We start from the raw sequence: 19,161 nt of genomic DNA, 5'->3' as shown, positions 1-19,161 counted from the left end.
CTGACGTGGCGGTGTGTCAGTCCCGAGAGTTGGACCGGGTCGGTCGGACATGTGAGTCGTCGATGTCCATACGGCCGATATCACCCCACCGCTGTCCTACCATGTGGGCAGTAGAAGTGCTGGGCGGCTTCGGCGTCGGCCGGTTCTATATGGGACACACCAAGATTGGTGTCCTTCAGCTCGTCGTCAGCGTCGTGACCTGCGGCATCGGAGGCCTTTGGGGCTTCATCGACGGCATCCTCATCCTCATAAACGGTGGAGTGGACGGCGAGGGTCGGCCGCTGCGCGACTAATCCGAGGCCCGGCAGCCACGCGGACACGATCAAACAGATCCGGCCGCGTGGCCGCCACCGGCGGTGAGCGGCTGGCCGGGGTGGACGTCGCACCCTCCCCGGCCGCCGCAACGCCGCAGGGTCAGCGCGGCACCGGCTCGGTGGCGGCCCGCAGCGACGTCCATCCCAGGTCCCGGGCCCGCGCCGCGGCCAGCAGACCGGCCACCGCCGCGGCGTTGGTGATCTCTCCGACCAGTACCATCCGTACCGCTTCGTCGACGTCGACGAGGCGGACCTGCATCTGGGCCTCCTCGTCCCGCCGGTCGTGCCGGTCGTGGTCCGGCACCGGCGCCAGGTCGCGGGCGAGGAAGATGCGGATCATCTCGTTCGAGCATCCGGGCGAGGTGTGCAGGTCGACGAGCAGATCGATCCGCTCGGCCACCAGATCGGCCTCCTCGGCCAGCTCCCGACGGGCTGCCGCCGGCAGGTCCTCCCCCGCCACGTCGATCAGGCCGGCGGGCAACTCCCACATCTGCCGGCGCACCGGGTGGCGGTACTGGCGAACCAGGGCGACCCGGCCGACATCGTCGATGGCGACCACTCCGACCGCGCCGACGTGCCGAACGTAGTCCCGAACGGCCGCGCCACCGCCGGGCATCGCCACCTCGTCACTGACGACGGAGAACACCCGGCCGGTGAACCGATCCCGACTCGACCGGACCGCGAAGACGTGGTCCGCTGCGGAGACGTGATCCGCCAGGCCGTGATCCGCCGCCGTGTCGTCGGCCCCGGCACCACCCATCAGAGCGGACCGCCGGCGGACGTGAGATCCACCGGCAACTGGTCGGCCTCGGAGTAGGTGATCACCGCGCCAACGAAGGCATGGAACAACGGATGCGGCCGGGTGGGGCGGCTCTTGAGCTCCGGATGGGCCTGCGTGGCGACGAAGAACGGATGCTCGGCCTGATCCAGCTCGACGAACTCGACCAGCCGACCGTCCGGCGATGTGCCGGAGATCCGCAACCCGGCCTTCTCCAGCACCTCCCGGTAGGCGTTGTTCACCTCGTAGCGGTGCCGGTGCCGCTCGCTGACCTCCGTGGCGCCGTACGCCTGCGCCACGATGGACCCCTCGGTCAACCTCGCCGGATAGGCACCGAGCCGCATCGTGCCGCCGAGGTCGCCCTTGCCGGCGACGATCTGCTCCTGATCGGCCATGGTCGCGATGATCGGATGCTCGACGTCCTCGTCGAACTCGGCCGAGTTGGCGCCGACGAGGTCAGCCGCGTTGCGGGCCACCTCGATCGCCATGCACTGCAGCCCGAGGCACAACCCCAGCACCGGAACGCCGTTCTCCCGGCCGTACCGGGAGGCACCGATCTTGCCGTCGATGCCCCGCACCCCGAACCCGCCCGGGATCACGATCCCGTCGACTCCGGCCAACGCGGCCGCCGCGCCGTTCGGGCTGACGCACTCGTCGCTCGGCACCCACCGGATCTGTACCCGGGCCCGGTGTCCGAACCCGGCAGCCCGGATCGCTTCGGTCACCGACAGGTACGCGTCGGGCAGGTCGACGTACTTGCCGACCAACGCCACGGTGACGGTGTGCTGCGGGTGGTGGACCCGCTCCAGCAGATCGTCCCAGCTGCTCCAGTCCACGTCCCGGAAGGACAACCCGAGCCGGCGCACCACGTACGCGTCGAGACCTTCCCGGTGCAGCACCTTCGGGATGTCGTAGATGCTCGGCGCGTCCGGGGCCGCGATCACGGCCTCCCGGTCCACGTCGCAGTAGAGCGACAGTTTGTGCTTGAGCTTGTCCGGGATCTCCCGGTCGGAACGGCACACGATCGCATCCGGTTGGATACCGATGCTGCGCAACGCGGCCACCGAGTGCTGGGTGGGTTTGGTCTTCAGTTCGCCTGACGGCACCAGGTACGGCACCAGGGAAACGTGCAGGTAGAAGCAGCGGTCCCGGCCGACGTCGTGGCGGACCTGCCGGATCGCTTCGAGGAACGGCAACGACTCGATGTCGCCGACCGTCCCCCCGACCTCGGTGATCACCACGTCGGGAACCAGGCCTTGCTCGTCTGGGTCCCCCATCGCCCGGATTCGTGCCTTGATCTCGTTGGTGATGTGGGGGATCACCTGGACCGTGTCGCCGAGGTACTCGCCACGGCGTTCCTTGGCGATGACCGCGGAGTAGATCTGACCGGTGGTGACGTTTGCCTTGCAGGACAGGTCGCGGTCGAGGAACCGCTCGTAGTGCCCGACGTCCAGGTCGGTCTCGGCGCCGTCCTCGGTGACGAACACCTCGCCGTGCTGGAAGGGGTTCATCGTGCCGGGGTCGACGTTGAGGTACGGGTCGAGTTTCTGCATCACCACGCGCAGTCCCCGGGCGGTGAGCAGATTTCCCAGACTTGAGGCGGTCAGGCCTTTGCCGAGTGAGGACGCGACGCCGCCGGTGACGAAGATGTGCCGCACCGTCTGTGTCGAAGGGGCCAAGGCGTGCTCCCGTGGGTCGTCTGACTGGTCATGCAGACCTGCGCGTCACTGATGAAGCTGCTGGCGCGATCCACGGGACTCCACGGTAACACCTGCCGAAACGACGGGCTCGATGGCCTCGGTCAGCGCCTCGGTCGACGAGTTCGCGGCGGTGGCGGAGCCGTCCGGGTCGGGGCCGATCGTGGGTCTCGTCCGGTCTGCGGAGTGGCCGAGGACCCGCAACGCGACCAGCGCCGCCATCGGCACGCCGACGGCGGCCGCGGCGCCCGCCACGTCGAGTGCCGCCCCGGCGAGACCGCCGCCGACCACCGCCGCGACCGCAGCCCCGGCCATCGCCGCGCGGACCGCCGGGTAGATGCCGAACAGCCGTTTGAGCCCACCCCACGGCTGCAGCAGAGCGAACCAGACGAGCACCCCGCTCACCAGCGCAAGGACGGTCAGCGGGCTACCAAGCAGGGCCGCCAGGTTGGCCGCGGAGGACCGGTGCAGGGTGAGTCCGGCGGTCCCGTCGCCCAGCGCGGTCAGCAGCCGCCCGAGGCTGCCCCGTTCGGTCTCCGGACGTTGCAGATCGAGCAGCGCGAACCCGACTGTCACCACCAAACCGGCGACTGTCGCCCAGGCCACCCTGGGCAGGCTCAACCAGCCGCCGGTGCTGATCGCCGCCGCGATGCTCACCCCAGCCGTCAGCGCGATCGCACCGACCGGGTCCGCACCCAGGTACGGGCTGCCGACCAGGATGATCACGGCACCGCCGACCGCCACCACCACGGTGACCCGCCAGGACCGGCGGACCCGCTGGGCCAGGCAGCCGGCGGCGAGCAGCGTCCCGGCGATCAACACCCCCAGACCGACCGTGCCCAGGCCCGCGTAGCGACCGCCTTCCAAGGCGGAGTAGCCGGTGACGCCGTTGAGTTGCAGCCGGGCACCGGTCAGCACGTCGGCGGCGACGACCGCGGCGGCGACCGTGGCGACCAGCGCCATCGGGCCGAGGGTGCTCCGGTAGGGGCGGCTGAACCGGACCGCCGTGGTGCCGATGGCGACGGCGACCAGGGTGATCGCGGCCAGTGCCAGGTTCGGACGGTCGCTGCGCCACCAGGGCAGTCCATCAGCCAGCAGCGCCGCCGGAATGGTGAGTGCGGCTGCGGTCAGCAGCACCTCGAGGATCGCGCCGGCCCACCTGGTGACCGGGTCGGGGCCGGGCCGCCCGGCGTTGCGGCGAACCCGACGCAGCAGTGGCACGACCGCGACGGCGAGGATCGTCTGGAACGCGACGAGCAGACCGAAGAACCATGCGGACGCCCGGCGTTGGGCGCGGGCCTCCCGATCCGCGTCGGCCGGGTGGGCGATGGCGTCCGCGAGGTCCTGCGGCCGACCTGGAGCCGAGGCCGCCGGCTGGCCGATGAACAGACCGGCGGGTTGATTGCGGTCGAGCACGTACAGCGCGGTCGGGGCGAGATCGACCAACTGCAGGTAACCGTCGCGCCCGGTGGTCGGTGAGGTGATCCAGCCGGCGTCCCAGCCTGGTCCGTCGGCGACCGCGACATGCAACCGGGTCGACGTACTGGTGTCGGCCAGGCCGGCGACGAGCACCAGCGAACGCTGTGGGCGGGCTGCCAGGACCCGGGCCAGTTCCGCGTCAGCCTGCGCGGCGGCCGCGGCCCGGACGGCCGGGTCCTCGCCGGTGACCGCACCGGCGTCGACGAGCGAGAGTACGCAGGAAGCGAGCAGGTCGCGCGGATCCTCGGGAAGCTCCGGCTCGTAGCGGTCGACCCGGCCGAACGGGCGGGCGGCGGCCAACGCGGCGCCGGGGCCGACGGCGACCGTGCAGCGCACCGACTCCGCGAGCGCACCTGGCACCGCGCCCCAGCTGAGCCGTTCCTGGTTGAAACGTACGGTCGCCCGCTGCGACGGCAGAAAGCCGCCGATCCCGTCCGGCTGGTCGACGACGATCTGCGGCGGCGTGCACTCACCGTCGGTGTCGACACCGCTGGCGTCGTGGGCCGCGTAGTTGCCGGCGCCGAGGGTGACCCAACCGTCTGCTGGACAGGTCGGCAGCCTCGCGGAACGGACCGACAGCGCGGCTATCGATCCCTGTCCGGCCAGCTGCCACAGTGTCGGAGTGCGCTGCGGGTCCACGTCGTCCCACCGCAGCCCCGCGACGCCGACGACGACCACGTAGTCGGCGCTGCGGGCGGACGTGCCGACCGCCGGCTGGCCGGCCAACGCGGTGATCCCGGCGGCCAGCAGAACCGCCAGCACCAGCAGCGGCACGATCCGGTGGCGCATCAGCCACGACCATCCACAAGTCCGTCGTCGCGGTCGGCCGGTCCGCCCGGCACTGGCTGTCCGCCCGACCCCAGCCCGACGGTCCGGGTGCCGGAGCTGGCGGCGGATCTGCCTTCCACGCCCGTCACGTCCTGGTAGACGGCGCGGATCCCCGCGACGGTTTCCGGCTCGGTGGGCCAGAGTCGGGCTCGCAGTGGTCCTGCCGCGGCCAGGTCCGCCCGCCGCTGATGGTCACTCAACAGTTGCCGTACGGCGGCGTCGAGTGCGTCGACGTCACCGGGCGGAACCAGCAGTGCCGCGTCGCCGACCAGCTCCGGAATGCCGCCCACGGCCGTGGCGACGAGTGGCACACCGGCCCGCAACGCTTCCTGCGCGAACAGTTGCCGGGCCTCCCAGTCGCTGCAGACCACCGCGAGGTCGGCACCGAGCAGCAGGTCCGCCACGTCGGTACGGTGCCCGAGCAGGGTGACCGGTGCCCGTACCGCCGAGATCTGCGCGGCCAGCGGCAGGTAGCTCGGCCCGCTCCCCGCGATCGCCACCTGCGCCGGTGGGGTCAGTTCGCGCCATCGGGCTGCCGCGTCGACCAGCAGGTCGTAGCGCTTCTGTGGGTGCAGCCGCCCGACCGAGAGCACCAGGGGTTGGCGGGCGCCGACGCCGAACTCGGCCCGGACCGCGGCCCGGGACCGCCGCGGCGAGGGCAGTTCCGGTGCCGCGACCGGGGCGAGCCGGGCGTCCGGTGCGCCCAGGGCGACCGCCCGGTCCACCAGGTCAGGCGAGGCGCCGAGGACGATCCGGGCGGACCGGGCCACCCGCCGCTCGGCCCAGCGCGACAGTCTGCCCCGCAGCCCGCCGCTGAGGACGCTGTTGTGCAGGGTCACCACGACCGGCGCGGCCGGCCGGGCCGCCACCGCGACCAGCCCGGCCCGCAACCCGTGGGCGTGCACGACGTCGACCCCGCCGGCGATCACCCGGCGTACGGTGCGAATCGCCGCCGCGTCGGTCAGGGTCGGGTTGGCGGGAATCTCCACCGGGACGAACGTCGCGCCGGTGGCGGTGAATCGGAACTGCTTCTCGGTGGCCGCCGGGCCGCCCACGATCACCGTGGCGCCGCCGGCGACGAGACCTCCGCTGAGAGAGGCCAGGTGCTGGCCGACGCCACCGGTGCTGGACGCCAGCAGCAGCAGCACCGTGCCGGTCCAGCCGTCCCGCCTGGAATCGCTCACTGTGGTACCGTCCCCTTCCCGCTCGGTCGGGCACCGCCGCTGAGTCGGCGGGTCCGACGGATCGTCGCGACGACCAGCGGCCGTAGGTCGTGACGATCAAGTGGCAGGCACACGGCGATGAACACCACCAGCGTGGTCGCCCCTGACAGCATGCCTTGCAGCGCGGCGCCGGACACGGTCGGGGTGGTCGAGAATCCGCCGGCCAGGTAAGTCACGCCCGTGCCGGCGAGAGCCGCCACGAGTCCGGCCGTGGCTCCGATCGTGGTCGCCCGACCCAGTCCGGTGAGGGCCGCGCCACCGCCTACCCGGCGCAGCGCCGCTACCAGCAGCACACCCATCGTCGACATGCCGATGGCGTTGGCCAGCGCGAGGGCGAGCACCCGGTCGCGATCTGGCAGCACCGCCGCCAGCACCAGCGCGGCGACGACCGTGGCACACCAGCCGATGGCGACCGCGCCGGCCGCCGGCCGGGGACGACCGGCGGCGTACAGCGCCCGCGAGCCGATGGCGAACAGTCCGTAGCCGATCAGACCTGGTGCGAAGCCGGCGATCCCGGCCGCCAACGCGACGGACTGGTCTGCCGGGACGAGAAAGGCAGCGGCCGGTACGCAGAGCGCGACGAGGGCGGACGCACCGAGGCAGGCCAGGAGCACCACCGTGCGAGCCGCCGGAGCGAGAATGGCGTGGTACCCGTCGGTGTCACCGCGACCGTGCGCGGCGGCCAACGTCGGGTAGGTGGCGGTGGCCGTCGGCACCGCCAACACCGACCAGGGCAGCAGGAACACTGTCTGGGCGAGAAGGAACAGCACCATGCTGCCACCGGGCGGGCCGCCGGCGAAGCAGAGCCACACCGCGACCAGGACGGCGATCTGCTGGGTGCCGACGGTGACCGCCCCGGCCGCCGCCAGCCCACCCACCGCCGTACGGGCGGCGCCGGCGAACCGCAGGCCCGGCCGTAGCCGTAGCCGCAGCCGCAGCACCGGGACGACCAGGCACAGCGACAGCACCGCCACTCCGGCGGTCGTTCCGACGGCGAGCAGTGCCTGACCGGGCACCCCGACCTGCGGTAGATCGGCCAACCTTCCTTCGGTGACGGCGAACGCCAGGTAGGTCCCGATCACGGTCACGCTGGACAGCAGCGGGGCAACGACCGGCCAGGCGAAGCGGTGGTGGGCCTGCAGGACACCGGTGAGGACGACGGCGATCCCGTACAGCGGCAGTTGGGGGGCGAACAGCCGCAGCATCAGCACCCCTGCGTCGATCTGTTCCGGGCCGGCCTGGCCGGCGAGCAGCCGGACGATCGGACCAGCGGTGAGCGCGACGACGACGGCGAGCGGCACCAACAGGCTCAACGTCCAGGTCAACAACGCCGACGTGGTCGCCGACACGACCGGCCGGTCACCGGCCGCGACCGCACCAGCGAGCAGCGGTACGACGAGGCTCGCCAACGCGCCCCCGACGATGATCTCGAAGATGATATTGGGGATGATGTTGGCGGCCAGGTAGATGTCGCCCAGGTCGGTCGGTCCGACCGACCAGGCGAAGACGGCGGTACGGCCGAAGCCCGCCAGCCGGCTGGCGACGGTGAGGACCGTTATCAGCGCCGCGGCGCCGGCGACCCTGGTGGCGACCGCCGCGGTGGTCATCGTCGAACCCGCTCAGGGGGTCCGGCGACCCAGGGCGTCCAGCTCCCGAAGCCCCGGTGTGTGCGCGATGACCTGGGTGAAGCTGACCCGCTCACTGGCCGCCGTGAGTGCGGCGATGACGGCCAGCGCGGCGGCGCGGCCCGCTGTACCGCTGCGCTGGGCGAGCGCGACGCCGAGCAGGGCACCCAACGCGTTGGCACCGCAGTCGCCGAGCATCAGGTGTTCCTCGAGGTCGTCGCGGAGCAGGCCGGCGACTGCGCCGGCGGCGCCGGCCGCGGTGCCGGCGGCCGGGCCGGTCAGTAGCGGGCCTGCGATGATCAGGCCGGCCTTGGCTGCCCGCCCAGGGCGCAGGTCCAACAGGTTGACCAGGTTGGCCGTCCCGGCGATGACTCCGGCGCCGAGCAGCAGGTCGGCACCGCGGATCACCCGATGGCGGGCGGGCCGGCGCCGTTCGGCGGACAGCAGCGCCGAAGCGGCGACACCGACGGCGCCCACGCCGACGATCTTCACGAGCCCACTGGTCACCCGGCCGGCCCGCAACGCGGACAGGTGCCCGGCGAAACCCTTGACCGCACGCTGCTCGGGGCGGGCCCCGACAATGTCGTCGTAGAGGCCGACCGCGCCAGCGCCCGTGCCGGCGACCAGGGCCGCGGCCGCTGCGGCCGGGTTCCCGCACCCGACGGCCGCGGCGAGCGACGCACCGGCGGCTAGCGCCGGACCGCCGGCCAGGCTGACCTCGCGGCCCCGGAAGTTGGTCCGGTCCAGAACGCCCCGGGGGGCGATCCTACGGGTGGTACGTAGCGCGGCCTGGGCCGCGAACGCACCAGCGACACCGACCAGCAACAGGCCCAGCGGGCCACGGTTCCACATCAGGGGTCCACTCCGTCGGGGTGTTGCTCGGTTGCTACTCGGGGCGTTGCGGCATCAGCGACGTGGCACCGGCGCCAAGCCCGTAGTGACCTGCCTGGTCCAGGGTGAACTGCTCGGCCGTGGCCAGCGCCGTGACGGTCTGCCCGGCGGTGGTGTTGCCGTTGTCGACCGTGGAGATCGACTGGTTCAACGTCGGGTCGCTGCGCACCGCGGAGATCAGATTGCCGTCGCTGGACCCGGTACCGGCGACGACGAGCTGGCTGACCCGGTCGAACTGCACGACCATGGTCACCACCGCGGCGTCCTTCTTCGCCGCGTCCCGGTCGACGTACGGCTGTCCGCTGATCACCACGACGGCCTCGGCCGGCCCGGTGACCGGATCCTCGACCGTGATGTAGCCGGCGTCGCCGTACGCGTCGAGGACCGCTGCCAGGTCCGCCGGATCGACCGCCGGCGGCTCGGTACGGTCGACCAGCGCGCTGGCCAGCAGGGCGCTGGCGGTTTCCACGCCGTCACTGTTGCCGGGCAACCCGGTGGTGGGCACGGTCGGTCGGGCCGCTGCGGTCGCGAGCTCCAACAGCTCGACGCTGTTGTCCGGGTTCACGAACTTGTCCTGCACATCGATGCGACCGGTCACCGTCGCTCCGGCAAGGTCGAGCGCTGCGGTCACACCTTCGGCGTGATCACGTCCGCTGGGCAGGCAGACCACCAGGATCCGACGCCCGGCGAGCTTGTCGGCCAGCAGTATCGGCGCGGCCTCGGCGACGAAGTCCTCTTCCCGGTTGACTTCCTCGCGCAGGCTGTTGACGGTCTCCCGCAACTGAGTATTGTCTTTACGAAGAGCGTTCACGTTGTCACTCAAAGAGTCGGCGACCGGGCCGTTCAATGCGGCGGTGCCGACCACTAGCCCGATCGCCAGGGCGAGAAACACCGCAGTGAGCGACACCACGTGATACCGGAAGTTGATCAAACCTGCCGCCTTATCCGATCCGACTGCGCTTGACCGGGGCTCCGTCCGCGCTTGGCCGCTGCCGTCTCCGCTAGAAAAGTTGCCCTAGCTGGAACACGAAATTGTCCCACCATTCGGACGCCACCCCGAGATAGGCCTGGCCGACCGTGGAGACCGCGACAGCCGAGGCCATCGCGGCGATGGCGGACAACACGAGCAACAGCAGCGACGATCCAGAAATGTTCTGCCGGTACAGCCGGCTCACACCTTTGGCGTCGACCAGTTTACCGCCCACCTTGAGCCGGGTCAGAAACGTGGACGCCATCCCGCCCCGGCCCTTGTCGAGGAACTCGACGAGGGTGGCGTGTGTGCCGACCGCGACGATCAGTGAAGCGCCCTTCTCGTCCGCGAGCAGCATCGCCAGATCCTCGCTGGTCGCGGCGGCCGGGAAGGTCAATGCCTCCACCCCCAGCTCACGGACGCGGTCCATGCCCGGTGCCCGGCCGTCCCGGTAGGCGTGCACCACGACCTCGGCACCACAGCGCAACACGTCGTCGGTGACCGAATCCATGTCACCGATGATCATGTCAGGGGTGTACCCGGCCTCAACCAGGGCGTCCGCGCCTCCGTCGACACCGATCAGCACCGGCTTGAACTCCCGGATGTAGGGCCGCAGCACATCCAGGTCGGCCTTGTAGTCGTAGCCACGGACCACGATCAGGCAGTGCCGGCGCGCGATCCGGGTTTCGATGTCCGGCACGCCGACGCCGTCGAGAAGCAGATCCCGCTCCTGTTTGAGGTACTCCATCGTGTTCGCAGCGAAGGCTTCCAGTTGGACCGACAGGCCCTCCCTGGCCTCGGCCATCGACTTGGCCACCGAATCGGCGTCCTGCCGGACCCCAGCGGCCACCTGCTCCTCGCCGACCAGCACCGTCGCGCCGTCGACACGCACCGTGTCACCTTCACGGATCTTCTCGAACGCAGCCTCGCCGAGTCCGTCGACCAGTGGGATACCCGCCTGGACGAGCACCTCGGGCCCAAGGTTCGGATACCGGCCGGAGACCGACGGCTTGGCGTTGAGAACCGCGGCCACCCCGACCGCGACCAGCGAATCCGCCGCCACCCGGTCCAGGTCGACGTGATCGATGACAGCAATGTCGCCGGGCCGGAGCCGACCGGCCAGACGTTTCGTCCGGCGATCGAGCCGCGCGGGCCCGGCAATCGTCCCGGGCTCGGTGGCGCGGGCCCGGCGTAAAGTGGGTAGACGCATCCTCACCATCCTGGCACGCGGGGAAACGGAATCCGACGCGACATGCCCGCTTCTCCGCATCCGGCGGACTCCCACACGTCGCCGACCCGTCAGCCACGCCGTTCGCGGGCGGCGACGGCGAGCAGTTCCTCCGCGTGCGCGATACCCAGATCCGAGTCGGGCAGACCAGCGAGCATCCGCGCCAGTTCCCGGGCCCGGTCGGTGTCCTCGACCACTCGGACGCCGCTGGTCGTGACGGCACCGCCGGTGTCCTTGGCGACGACGAGATGCCGGTCGGCGAACGCCGCCACCTGCGGCAGATGCGTCACCACCAGCACCTGGTGGCTACGGGCGAGCCGGGCCAGCCGACGGCCGATCTCCACCGCCGCCTGACCGCCGACACCAGCATCGACCTCGTCGAACACCAGCGTGGGTGGCCCGCCCGCACCGGCGAACACCACTTCGATGGCCAGCATGACCCGGGACAGTTCGCCACCGCTCGCGCCCCGCTGCAGCGGCAACGCCGGCGCGCCGGGATGCGCCAGCAACCGCAACTCCACCTCGTCCGCGCCGTCCAGGCCGACACCGGCCTCGACCCCGTCCACGGTCACCGTCGGATCACCCCGGCCTACCGCCCGCGCCAACACCACCACCTCGACCCGCGCATGCGGCATGGCCAGCCCGGCGAGCTCCACACTGACCTGTTCGGCGAAGCGGACCGCCGCCTGCCGGCGGGCGGTCGACACCCGGCCCGCCAGTTCCACGACCTCGTCCGCGAGCCGCGCCCGCTCCCGGTCCAGCTCGTCGAGCAGGTCGTCAGAGCCGTCCAGCTCGGCCAGGCGCGCCTGGGCCCGCTGCGCCCAGGCGATCACCCCGTCGACGTCGTCGGCGTACTTACGGGTCAGACCCCGTAGTGCCATCCGGCGCTCGTGTACCACCTGCAGCCGTTGCGGATCGGCGTCGAGCGCCGCCAGGTAGCCGGACAGTTCCGCGGCGACGTCGCCGACCAGGGTCCCCGCCTCGGCCACCCGGGCGGCCAGCTCGCCCAGCAACCGGTCCACCCCAGCCTGCGCCTCCAACGCGCGGCGGGCGGTCCCGAGCAGGCTGGTCGCATCCGGCGTCTCATCGGTCGGTTCCGAACCACCGGCGAGGTGGAGGGCCGCCAGCTGCGCGGCGGTACGCAGACCCTCGGCGTGTTCCAGCCGCTGCGCCTCGGCTTTGAGTTCGTCCTCCTCACCCGGCTGCGGATCGACCCGGGTGATCTCGTCGAGCCCCAGCCGGAGCAGGTCGGCCTCCTGGTGACGCTGGCGGGCATTGCTCCGCCGGTCGGCCAGATCGTCGCTGACCTGCCGCCAGCGGCCGTACACCTCCCGCATGCCGTCGAGCAGCTTCTCGTGCTCCGCCCCGGCGAAGCGGTCCAGGGACGCCCGCTGCTCCGCCGGCCGCAGCAGCCGCAACTGGTCCGACTGCCCGTGCACGGCGACCACCTGGTCACCGATCTCCCCGAGCACTGACACCGGGACACTGCGGCCACCAACGTACGCCCGGGAGCGTCCCTCCGCGGTGACCGTCCGGCTGACCAGCAGACCACCGTCGTCATCGGGCTCCGCCCCCGCGTCGGCGACCCGACCGGTCACGACGGCCCCGACCCGGCCGGTCAACCGCAGCCGGCCTTCCACGATGGCCCGACCAGGGTCGGCCCGTACCCGACTGGCGTCCGCTCGGCCGCCGAGAAGCAGGCCGAGCCCGGTCACCACCATCGTCTTACCGGCCCCGGTCTCACCGGTGATCACATTCATACCGCGGGTCAGCGGCAGCGTGGTGTCCTCGATGACGCCCAGCCCGGTGATACGCAGTTCTTCCAGCACAGCCACCGACAGTAGTAGCGGGGAGCCACGTTGACCACCCGGGTCAGCGGCGGTTGCCCCGCCAGCCGTTGACCGGCAGGTCGAACTTTGCGACCAGCCGGTCGGTGAACGGCCGCGGATGTAGTCGAACCACCCGTACCGGCTGGTCGCCCCGACGGACCGTCACCCGCGCACCGGGTGGCAGGTCGTAGACCCGCCGCCCGTCGCAACAGAGCACCGCGAAGGTGGTGTACGGGTCGACAGTGATCACGAACGTGGAACTCGGCGCCGTCACCAGCGGCCGGCTGAACAACGCGTGCGCGCTGATCGGCACCAGCAGCAGTGCCTCGACCTCCGGCCACACCACCGGACCCCCGGCCGAGAACGCGTACGCGGTGGAACCGGTCGGGGTGGCGCAGACCACACCGTCGGCTCCGTAACGCGACAACGGCCGGCCGTCGACGTCGACCATCAGCTCCAGCATCTGCGCGCGCTGGCCCTTCTCGACGCTGATCTCGTTCAGCGCCCAGGAGTCGATGGTCACCCCGTGTTCCAGCTCAGCGCGCACATCCAGGGTCAGCCGTTCGTCCACTGTATATTCACGGGCCACGACCTGACGAACCGCCCGATCGAGGTCTCCGATCTCCGCCTCGGCGAGGAAACCGACCTTGCCGAGATTGATGCCCAACAGTGGTGCCTTCGCTGGCCGGGCGAGTTCGGCGGCACGCAGGAAGGTGCCGTCACCGCCGAGGGCAAAGACGATCTCCACCCCGTCGGCCGCAGCCGGGCCGCCGATCGGATACACCCCCGGCAGGTCCAGGTCCTCGGCCTCCTCCGCTACCACCCGGACCTCGAAGCCGGCCTCGATGAGGTCGGCCGCCACGGTACGGGCGTGGTCGGTGCTACGCCGCCGGCCGGTGTGAGTCACCAGCAACGCGGCCCTGGTGCTCCGCGGGACCTGCGGAGCGATACCGCCCGAGACTGTCGCGTTCACCGCGTTCCACCTTCCTTCGTGGCCGGACCGGCGTCGACGATAGCCCTGACCCGCAGGGGATCGACCGCCGGTGCCCCAGCCCGGAACCAGACAAAGAACTCGACGTTGCCCCGTGGGCCGGGCAGCGGGCTGGCTACCACCGCCGCCACGCCGAGTCCCAGCTCCGCACCGGCGTCGGCCACCTCCAGCACCGCCTCGGTGCGCAGTCGTGGATCGCGCACCACGCCTCCCGGGCCCACCCGCTCGCGGCCGACCTCGAACTGGGGCTTGACCATCAGCAGCAGGTCGCCGTCGGGCGCTGTGCACGCGAGCAGCGCCGGCAACACCACCCGGAGCGAGATGAACGACAGATCCGCCACCGTCAGCTCGACCGAGCCACCGATCTGGTCCACGGTGAGGTTACGGACGTTGGTCCGTTCATGTACCCGTACCCGTGGATCGCTCCGCAGCGACCAGGCCAGTTGCCCGTAGCCGACATCGACCGCGACGACCTCGGCGGCGTCGCGACGCAGCAGCACCTCGGTGAAGCCACCAGTCGACGCACCGGCGTCCAGACACCGACGGCCGGCGACCGCCACCTCGGTACTGTCCAGTGCGCCGATGAGCTTGTGCGCGCCCCGCGACACGTATGCCTCGACGGGATCGTCGCCGAGGACCCGCACCGCGTCCGCCGGGTCGACCATCGCGGCGGCTTTCACCGCGCCGACACCGCGGACCTCCACCCGACCCGCTTCGATCAACTCGGCGGCCTGTTCCCGGGATCGTGCCAGTCGGCGGCGTACCAGCTCGACGTCAAGACGGTTACGGCGGGCCATGGGTCTCCGTGTGGTTCCTGGCGCTCAGGCCTGGTCGATAGTGGCAAGAGTTTCCTGCAAGGTGCTGTGCGCCGCCTCATACTGGGCAATCTGGTCCGCCGGTGGCAGGCCGGCGGCGTTGCGGATCGCCTCGATGGCGGCGTCCACCGCCGGATGCCCGGTCCGACCATCCGAGGTGCCCTCGACATCCGGCTCCGTCATCACGCACCCGCCAGCGGGTCACCGAGCCCGGCGGCTTTCTTGTTCGCGACCGCCTTCTTCGCCACCGCCTTCTTCGCCACCGCCTTCTTGGGTGCGGGCTGCGGCACGGCGTCCGGTGATTCGGCGTCCGGCGCAGGCATCCCCGGCGCCAGGGATTCGACGGCGGCGGACACCGGAATGGCCGACTCCGCGGTGGCGGCGGCCGCCGTCGCATCAGCCGTCTGCGCGCGCGCCTGCTCCAGATCCTGCTCGACGCGCCCGAGCCGCGCACGCAGCGCGGCGATCTCGTCGGCCTTCGCGAGTCCCACCGCGCCGAGCGCCCGGTCGACCTCCACTCGGACCAGCCGGGTGAGTGCCTCCCGGTTGGCAGTGCCGGCCGACAACAGATCCTCCGCCACCGTCTGGAGCTGCACGGCGGTGGCACCGCCCTTTCCGACCAGTGACCGGGCAGTCCGCTCGGCCTTCTTCCGGGACGCCTCGGTCAGGCCGAGGGCCAGTTCCAGGTACGCCCGCCACGCGTCACGCATGTCCGACTCCTTTGCCACGGAGAATGTTCGGTGCCACGCTACCGGGACAGGTCGCCCCGGTGCGGTACGGTGCCAGTGCTACCGGCGGACAACCGAGCTGGTCAGGCAGCGTCAGCACGTCAGAAGAGGTCTGGGAGGTTCGACATGGCCAGCATCGACGAGTGCCGACAGGCACTGCACGAGCTCGCCGTGAAGCTCTCAGCCAACGCCGACGACGTGCGTGAGCGGGTCAACCTGGACCGCACCCTTGCCTGCCGGATCACCGACCTGGGTGCCGCCTTCCACGGACGGCTGACAGACGGACGCCTCGTCGACATCGCCGACGGCGACGACCCAAAGGCCAAGATCGCGATGAGCATCGGCAGCGATGATCTGCTCGCTTTGGTTCGTGGGGAACTCGACGCCGGCAAGGCCCTAGCCAACCGCCGGTTGTCGATCAGCGCCAACCCGTTCGACCTACTCAAACTGCGCAAGTTGCTCTGAGCCGGCCCGCTGACGGTGACCGGACCGACCGCCGACCATCAACCCAGGCCGAGTTCGGCCAGCGCCGATCCGGCCTCGCTCGACGCAGCTCGGATCGCTGCTGGGGCTTCCCCCTGCCAAGCGGTTCGGCACAGCAGCCGCAACGCGTCCAGCACGGTACCTCCGGCCCCGTCGAGGACGAGTCCGCCATCGTTGTCGCCGTAGACCTGCCAGGTCGATCCGGCAGCCGTACCACTCGCCACGATCGGTCGCGCGGCGTCAGGGTCGAAGAGCCCGCTGAGGTCTGCGGCAACGTACGTCGGCCGGCGCGTTGGCGGCGCCGACAGCAACTCACTGGCATCGCTGATCCCGGTGAGCACGAGCAAGCTGGCCATCCCGGCCCGGTTGGCACCGTCGATGTCGGTGTCCAGGCGGTCACCGACGACCAACGGGCGCTCAGACCCGGCACGCCGCGCCGCGGTGACGAACAAACCAGGCGCGGGCTTGCCGACGATCTGGTCCGGGTCTCGGTCCAGCGCGGTCCGCAGGGCGGCGACCAGGGAACCGTTGCCCGGCAGCGGACCACGACCACTGGGCAACGTACGGTCGGTGTTGGTCGCGACCCAGTCGGCGCCGGCGCGGATCGCCACCGATGCTTCCGCCAGGTCCGCCCATGCCACCTGCGGCCCGTAGCCCTGCACCACCACGGCAGGTTTGTCGTCGGCACCGTCAGCCAAGGACAGGCCAGCGGCGGACACCTCGTGGCGCAGCGCCTCCGCCCCGACGACGAGCACCTTCGCACCTGGCCCATACTGCTCGGCAAGTACCGACGCCGTGGCGCCGGCCGATGTCAGCACCTGCTCGGCGGTAGCCGGCACGCCCATGCCAGACAACAGCCCAGCGACATCGGCCGCCCGCCGGGACGCGTTGTTCGTGGCATACGCCACCGGCAGGCCCATGCGCCGCAACCGGTCGACAGCTTCGACTGCCCCGTCGACCGGCCGGTCGATCAGATAGATCACCCCGTCGAGGTCGAAGATGATCAGGTCGTACTCGGCGGCGAGCCCACACCGGGTCTCCGCCGGGTCCGACGAGGTCACCGTGTCCCGTCCTCGTCGCGCCGCTCCACCGGGGCGGTGATCTCCGGCACCGCCGGCGGCTGCTCCACCGGGGCGGCGGCCTGCGGTTGACCGCCTCCATCGTCGGCCTGCTCCGGATCGGTCGGCCCGGAGTCGGCCACCACCGACGTTGTCTCGTCGGCTTCGGCTCCCTCGGTGTCGCTCAATTCGATGTCGTCACCGGTGAGTACGACACCGTCCAACTCCAGCAGCCGCTCGACGGCGTCGGTGGCACCGTCCTCGTCCGCCTCCGCCGCCCGCGCAAACCACTCCCGCGCCTCGTCCTTGCGGCCGGCGCTGAGCAGCGCGTCAGCGTAGGCGTAGCGGAGCCGGCCGGTCCAGGGCTGCCCCGCATCCGCAGCCAATTCCCGGACCTGCAGCATCGCCACCGCGGCAGCTGGCTGGCCCAGGTCTCCCCGTGCCCCCGCAGCAACCATCAGCAGCTCGATCGCTGTCTCCGGACCCAGGGCGTCACGGTCAGCACCACGATAGATGTCGATCGCGCGCTCGGGCCGGCCCAACGCCCGCTCGCAATCGGCCAGCACCGCGAGGTACGTCTGCCGTCCGGTCATCCGGTGGTACGCCCGCAGCTCGGAGACGGCGGTCTGCCACTCCCCCGCCCGGTACGCCGCCAACCCGACGGCCTCCCGCACCGGAGCGATACGTGAGGCGAGACGACGCGCAGCCAGGGCGTGCGCGAGCGCCGACTCCGGCTCGTCGTCGAGGAGCTGACCCGCCGCCACCAGATGTCGGGACACGGTCTCGGCCACTGGACGCGCCAGACCGAGTAGCTCGGCACGAACCTCGCTGTGCAGATCGCTCGCGAGCACATCGTCGGCGAGCTCAGGCTGTGGCGTCCGATCGCCCGTGGCCGGGACCGCCGTACGATCCCCATGCTCGTTCCGATGCCCCCGGGAACCGCTGGCGGACCGGTCCGCAGCAACGCCACGGTACGGGCGGTCGGATCCGGTGTCTGAACGGCCGCGGTACCCGGATCGTTCCGGTGCGCCGGCAGCCTGCTGCCCCCGCCCGGCGTACCCACCCGGACGGCGATCTTCCCGCTGCGCGCCGTCACGCTGCTGCGGCCGACGATCGCCGCTCGTCGACTCGGCCCGCCGGTCGCGATCCCCCCACTGTTTCGGCCGCTCATCGCGCGACCCAGCCGTACGAGGCCGATCATCGGCCCGGAAGCCTCCCGATCCACGCCGGTCGACGAAGCGATCGTCGCGGGGCCGGTCGTCACGACGGAAACCGCCCGCGTCGCCACGACGATCATCACGGGGCCGATCGGTACGGGGCCGCTCATCGCGCTGTCCGCCCGTGACGCCACGACGATCATCACGCGACCGATCGGTACGGGGCCGCTCATCGCGGCGGAAGCCAGCCGTGTCGCCCCGGCGATCGTCACGCTGGAACGGACGACGATCATCACGCGACCGATCGGACCCGGCCGGCCGCTGGCGGAATCCGGCATCGTCGCGTCCACGGGAGTACCCGGCATCGCGCGACTGGCTGCGGCGGTCGTCGGAGTGAGGCCCAGTCCGTTCAGTCCGGGAACGCCAATCGCCGTCCCGCGCCGGACGTCCGCTCCCACGTGCGCCCGATGAGGGGCTCTGGCCGCTTGAAGACCCGCCACCGTACGGGGGACGACCGGCACCGTCGCTACGACGGGGAGAACCAGACGGCGGGAACCCACCCGACCGCTCCCGGCCGTAACTGCCGCGGGATTCACGGCTGCCGCCGTCGCGGGGACGGTCGTCGCCATACCGGCGCTCACCTGGGCCGGGGCCGCGACGGTCATCGACGCGACGGGTGTTGGCGCCACGCTCACCGCCAGCACCGCCCCGGCTGTCGCCTCGGCCCTCGGCGCGCGGGCGGTCACGCCGCGGATCACCGCCGGCTCTATCCCGGGGGTGGTCGTCACGCCGCGGTCCGCGGTCACCGCGGACCTGACGGCCGGCATCGCCGCGACCGGAACCACCGGCCCGGCTGGTTCGGTCATCCGTACGGCGAGGTCGGTCGCCATCCTGCCCATTTGGGTTCACGACTCTATCCTCCCTGATGCCCCCCAGCCGACGCACGGCGGGCGCACACAGTTGAGGGCCGCTCCCCGCAGGGAGCGGCCCTCAACTGTAAAGATGTCCGGCGGTGACCTACTCTCCCACACCCTCACGAGTGCAGTACCATCGGCGCTGGAGAGCTT

General features: G+C 71.4%; 17 protein-coding genes. 2 read left to right on the top strand and 15 right to left on the bottom strand.

Annotation, left to right across the window (positions count from 1 at the left end; translation table 11 throughout):
* Positions 1-116 precede the first annotated feature (116 nt).
* Positions 117-293, top strand: coding sequence for a TM2 domain-containing protein (locus tag ACFHVL_RS23515; protein WP_416630601.1), 177 nt, complete (start codon positions 117-119; stop codon positions 291-293).
* Between the two features lie 121 nt (positions 294-414).
* Here ACFHVL_RS23515 and ACFHVL_RS23510 read toward each other — a convergent pair whose 3' ends face one another.
* The 13 genes from ACFHVL_RS23510 to ACFHVL_RS23450 form a co-directional block, all read right to left on the bottom strand.
* Complete coding sequence (locus ACFHVL_RS23510; protein ID WP_416630600.1) at positions 415-1,074, bottom strand: NUDIX domain-containing protein; 660 nt, start codon at positions 1,072-1,074, stop codon at positions 415-417.
* Positions 1,074-2,771 carry a CTP synthase gene (locus ACFHVL_RS23505; protein ID WP_416630599.1) on the bottom strand — a complete coding sequence of 566 codons (1,698 nt, stop codon included), beginning with the start codon at positions 2,769-2,771 and terminating at the stop codon, positions 1,074-1,076. The genes ACFHVL_RS23510 and ACFHVL_RS23505 overlap by 1 nt, the downstream gene beginning before the upstream one ends.
* Positions 2,772-2,816: 45 nt before the next feature.
* Complete coding sequence (locus ACFHVL_RS23500) at positions 2,817-5,057, bottom strand: hypothetical protein (protein WP_416630598.1); 2,241 nt, start codon at positions 5,055-5,057, stop codon at positions 2,817-2,819.
* Positions 5,057-6,280 (bottom strand): glycosyltransferase family 4 protein, encoded by a 1,224-nt coding sequence (locus ACFHVL_RS23495; RefSeq protein WP_416630597.1) that lies wholly within the window; start codon positions 6,278-6,280, stop codon positions 5,057-5,059. Before ACFHVL_RS23495 ends, ACFHVL_RS23500 begins: the two co-directional genes overlap by 1 nt.
* On the bottom strand, positions 6,277-7,926 hold the full coding sequence (murJ, locus tag ACFHVL_RS23490) for a murein biosynthesis integral membrane protein MurJ (RefSeq protein WP_416630596.1): 1,650 nt from the start codon (positions 7,924-7,926) through the stop codon (positions 6,277-6,279). Before murJ ends, ACFHVL_RS23495 begins: the two co-directional genes overlap by 4 nt.
* Before the next feature lie 12 nt (positions 7,927-7,938).
* Positions 7,939-8,796, bottom strand: a complete 858-nt coding sequence (locus ACFHVL_RS23485; protein WP_416630595.1) for a hypothetical protein — start codon at positions 8,794-8,796, stop codon at positions 7,939-7,941.
* A 34-nt stretch (positions 8,797-8,830) separates the two neighbouring features.
* Positions 8,831-9,766, bottom strand: a complete 936-nt coding sequence (locus tag ACFHVL_RS23480; protein ID WP_416630594.1) for a copper transporter — start codon at positions 9,764-9,766, stop codon at positions 8,831-8,833.
* Positions 9,767-9,836: 70 nt separating this feature from the next.
* Entirely contained in the window at positions 9,837-11,015 is a 1,179-nt protein-coding gene (gene steA, locus ACFHVL_RS23475; protein WP_416630593.1) for a putative cytokinetic ring protein SteA, read from the bottom strand.
* Positions 11,016-11,104: 89 nt separating this feature from the next.
* A complete protein-coding gene (gene recN / locus ACFHVL_RS23470; protein WP_416630592.1) occupies positions 11,105-12,862 on the bottom strand; it encodes a DNA repair protein RecN in 1,758 nt (585 codons plus the stop codon).
* A gap of 43 nt (positions 12,863-12,905) precedes the next feature.
* Complete coding sequence (locus ACFHVL_RS23465) at positions 12,906-13,835, bottom strand: NAD kinase (RefSeq protein WP_416630591.1); 930 nt, start codon at positions 13,833-13,835, stop codon at positions 12,906-12,908.
* Positions 13,832-14,650 carry a TlyA family RNA methyltransferase gene (locus tag ACFHVL_RS23460; RefSeq protein ID WP_416630590.1) on the bottom strand — a complete coding sequence of 273 codons (819 nt, stop codon included), beginning with the start codon at positions 14,648-14,650 and terminating at the stop codon, positions 13,832-13,834. The genes ACFHVL_RS23465 and ACFHVL_RS23460 overlap by 4 nt, the downstream gene beginning before the upstream one ends.
* Positions 14,651-14,674: 24 nt before the next feature.
* Positions 14,675-14,851, bottom strand: coding sequence for a hypothetical protein (locus ACFHVL_RS23455; RefSeq protein ID WP_416630589.1), 177 nt, complete (start codon positions 14,849-14,851; stop codon positions 14,675-14,677).
* Positions 14,851-15,378 (bottom strand): phasin family protein, encoded by a 528-nt coding sequence (locus tag ACFHVL_RS23450; RefSeq protein WP_416630588.1) that lies wholly within the window; start codon positions 15,376-15,378, stop codon positions 14,851-14,853. Before ACFHVL_RS23450 ends, ACFHVL_RS23455 begins: the two co-directional genes overlap by 1 nt.
* Positions 15,379-15,522: 144 nt before the next feature.
* On the opposite strand from ACFHVL_RS23450, the gene ACFHVL_RS23445 reads away from it, so the two are divergent.
* Positions 15,523-15,861, top strand: a complete 339-nt coding sequence (locus tag ACFHVL_RS23445) for an SCP2 sterol-binding domain-containing protein (protein ID WP_416630587.1) — start codon at positions 15,523-15,525, stop codon at positions 15,859-15,861.
* Between the two features lie 38 nt (positions 15,862-15,899).
* On the opposite strand, the gene ACFHVL_RS23440 is transcribed toward ACFHVL_RS23445, so the two are convergent.
* Positions 15,900-16,940: an HAD-IIA family hydrolase gene (locus ACFHVL_RS23440; RefSeq protein WP_416630586.1), complete on the bottom strand. Its 1,041-nt coding sequence runs from the start codon at positions 16,938-16,940 to the stop codon at positions 15,900-15,902.
* On the bottom strand, positions 16,937-17,716 hold the full coding sequence (locus ACFHVL_RS23435) for a Replicase polyprotein 1ab (protein ID WP_416630625.1): 780 nt from the start codon (positions 17,714-17,716) through the stop codon (positions 16,937-16,939). Before ACFHVL_RS23435 ends, ACFHVL_RS23440 begins: the two co-directional genes overlap by 4 nt.
* Positions 17,717-19,161: the final 1,445 nt, after the last annotated feature.

Source organism: Micromonospora sp. LOL_023 (assembly GCF_048060115.1).
Classification (GTDB): Bacteria; Actinomycetota; Actinomycetes; order Mycobacteriales; family Micromonosporaceae; genus Micromonospora_E.
Note: the sequence above shows the minus strand (reverse complement) of the source record. Positions and strands in the feature narration are given on the sequence as shown.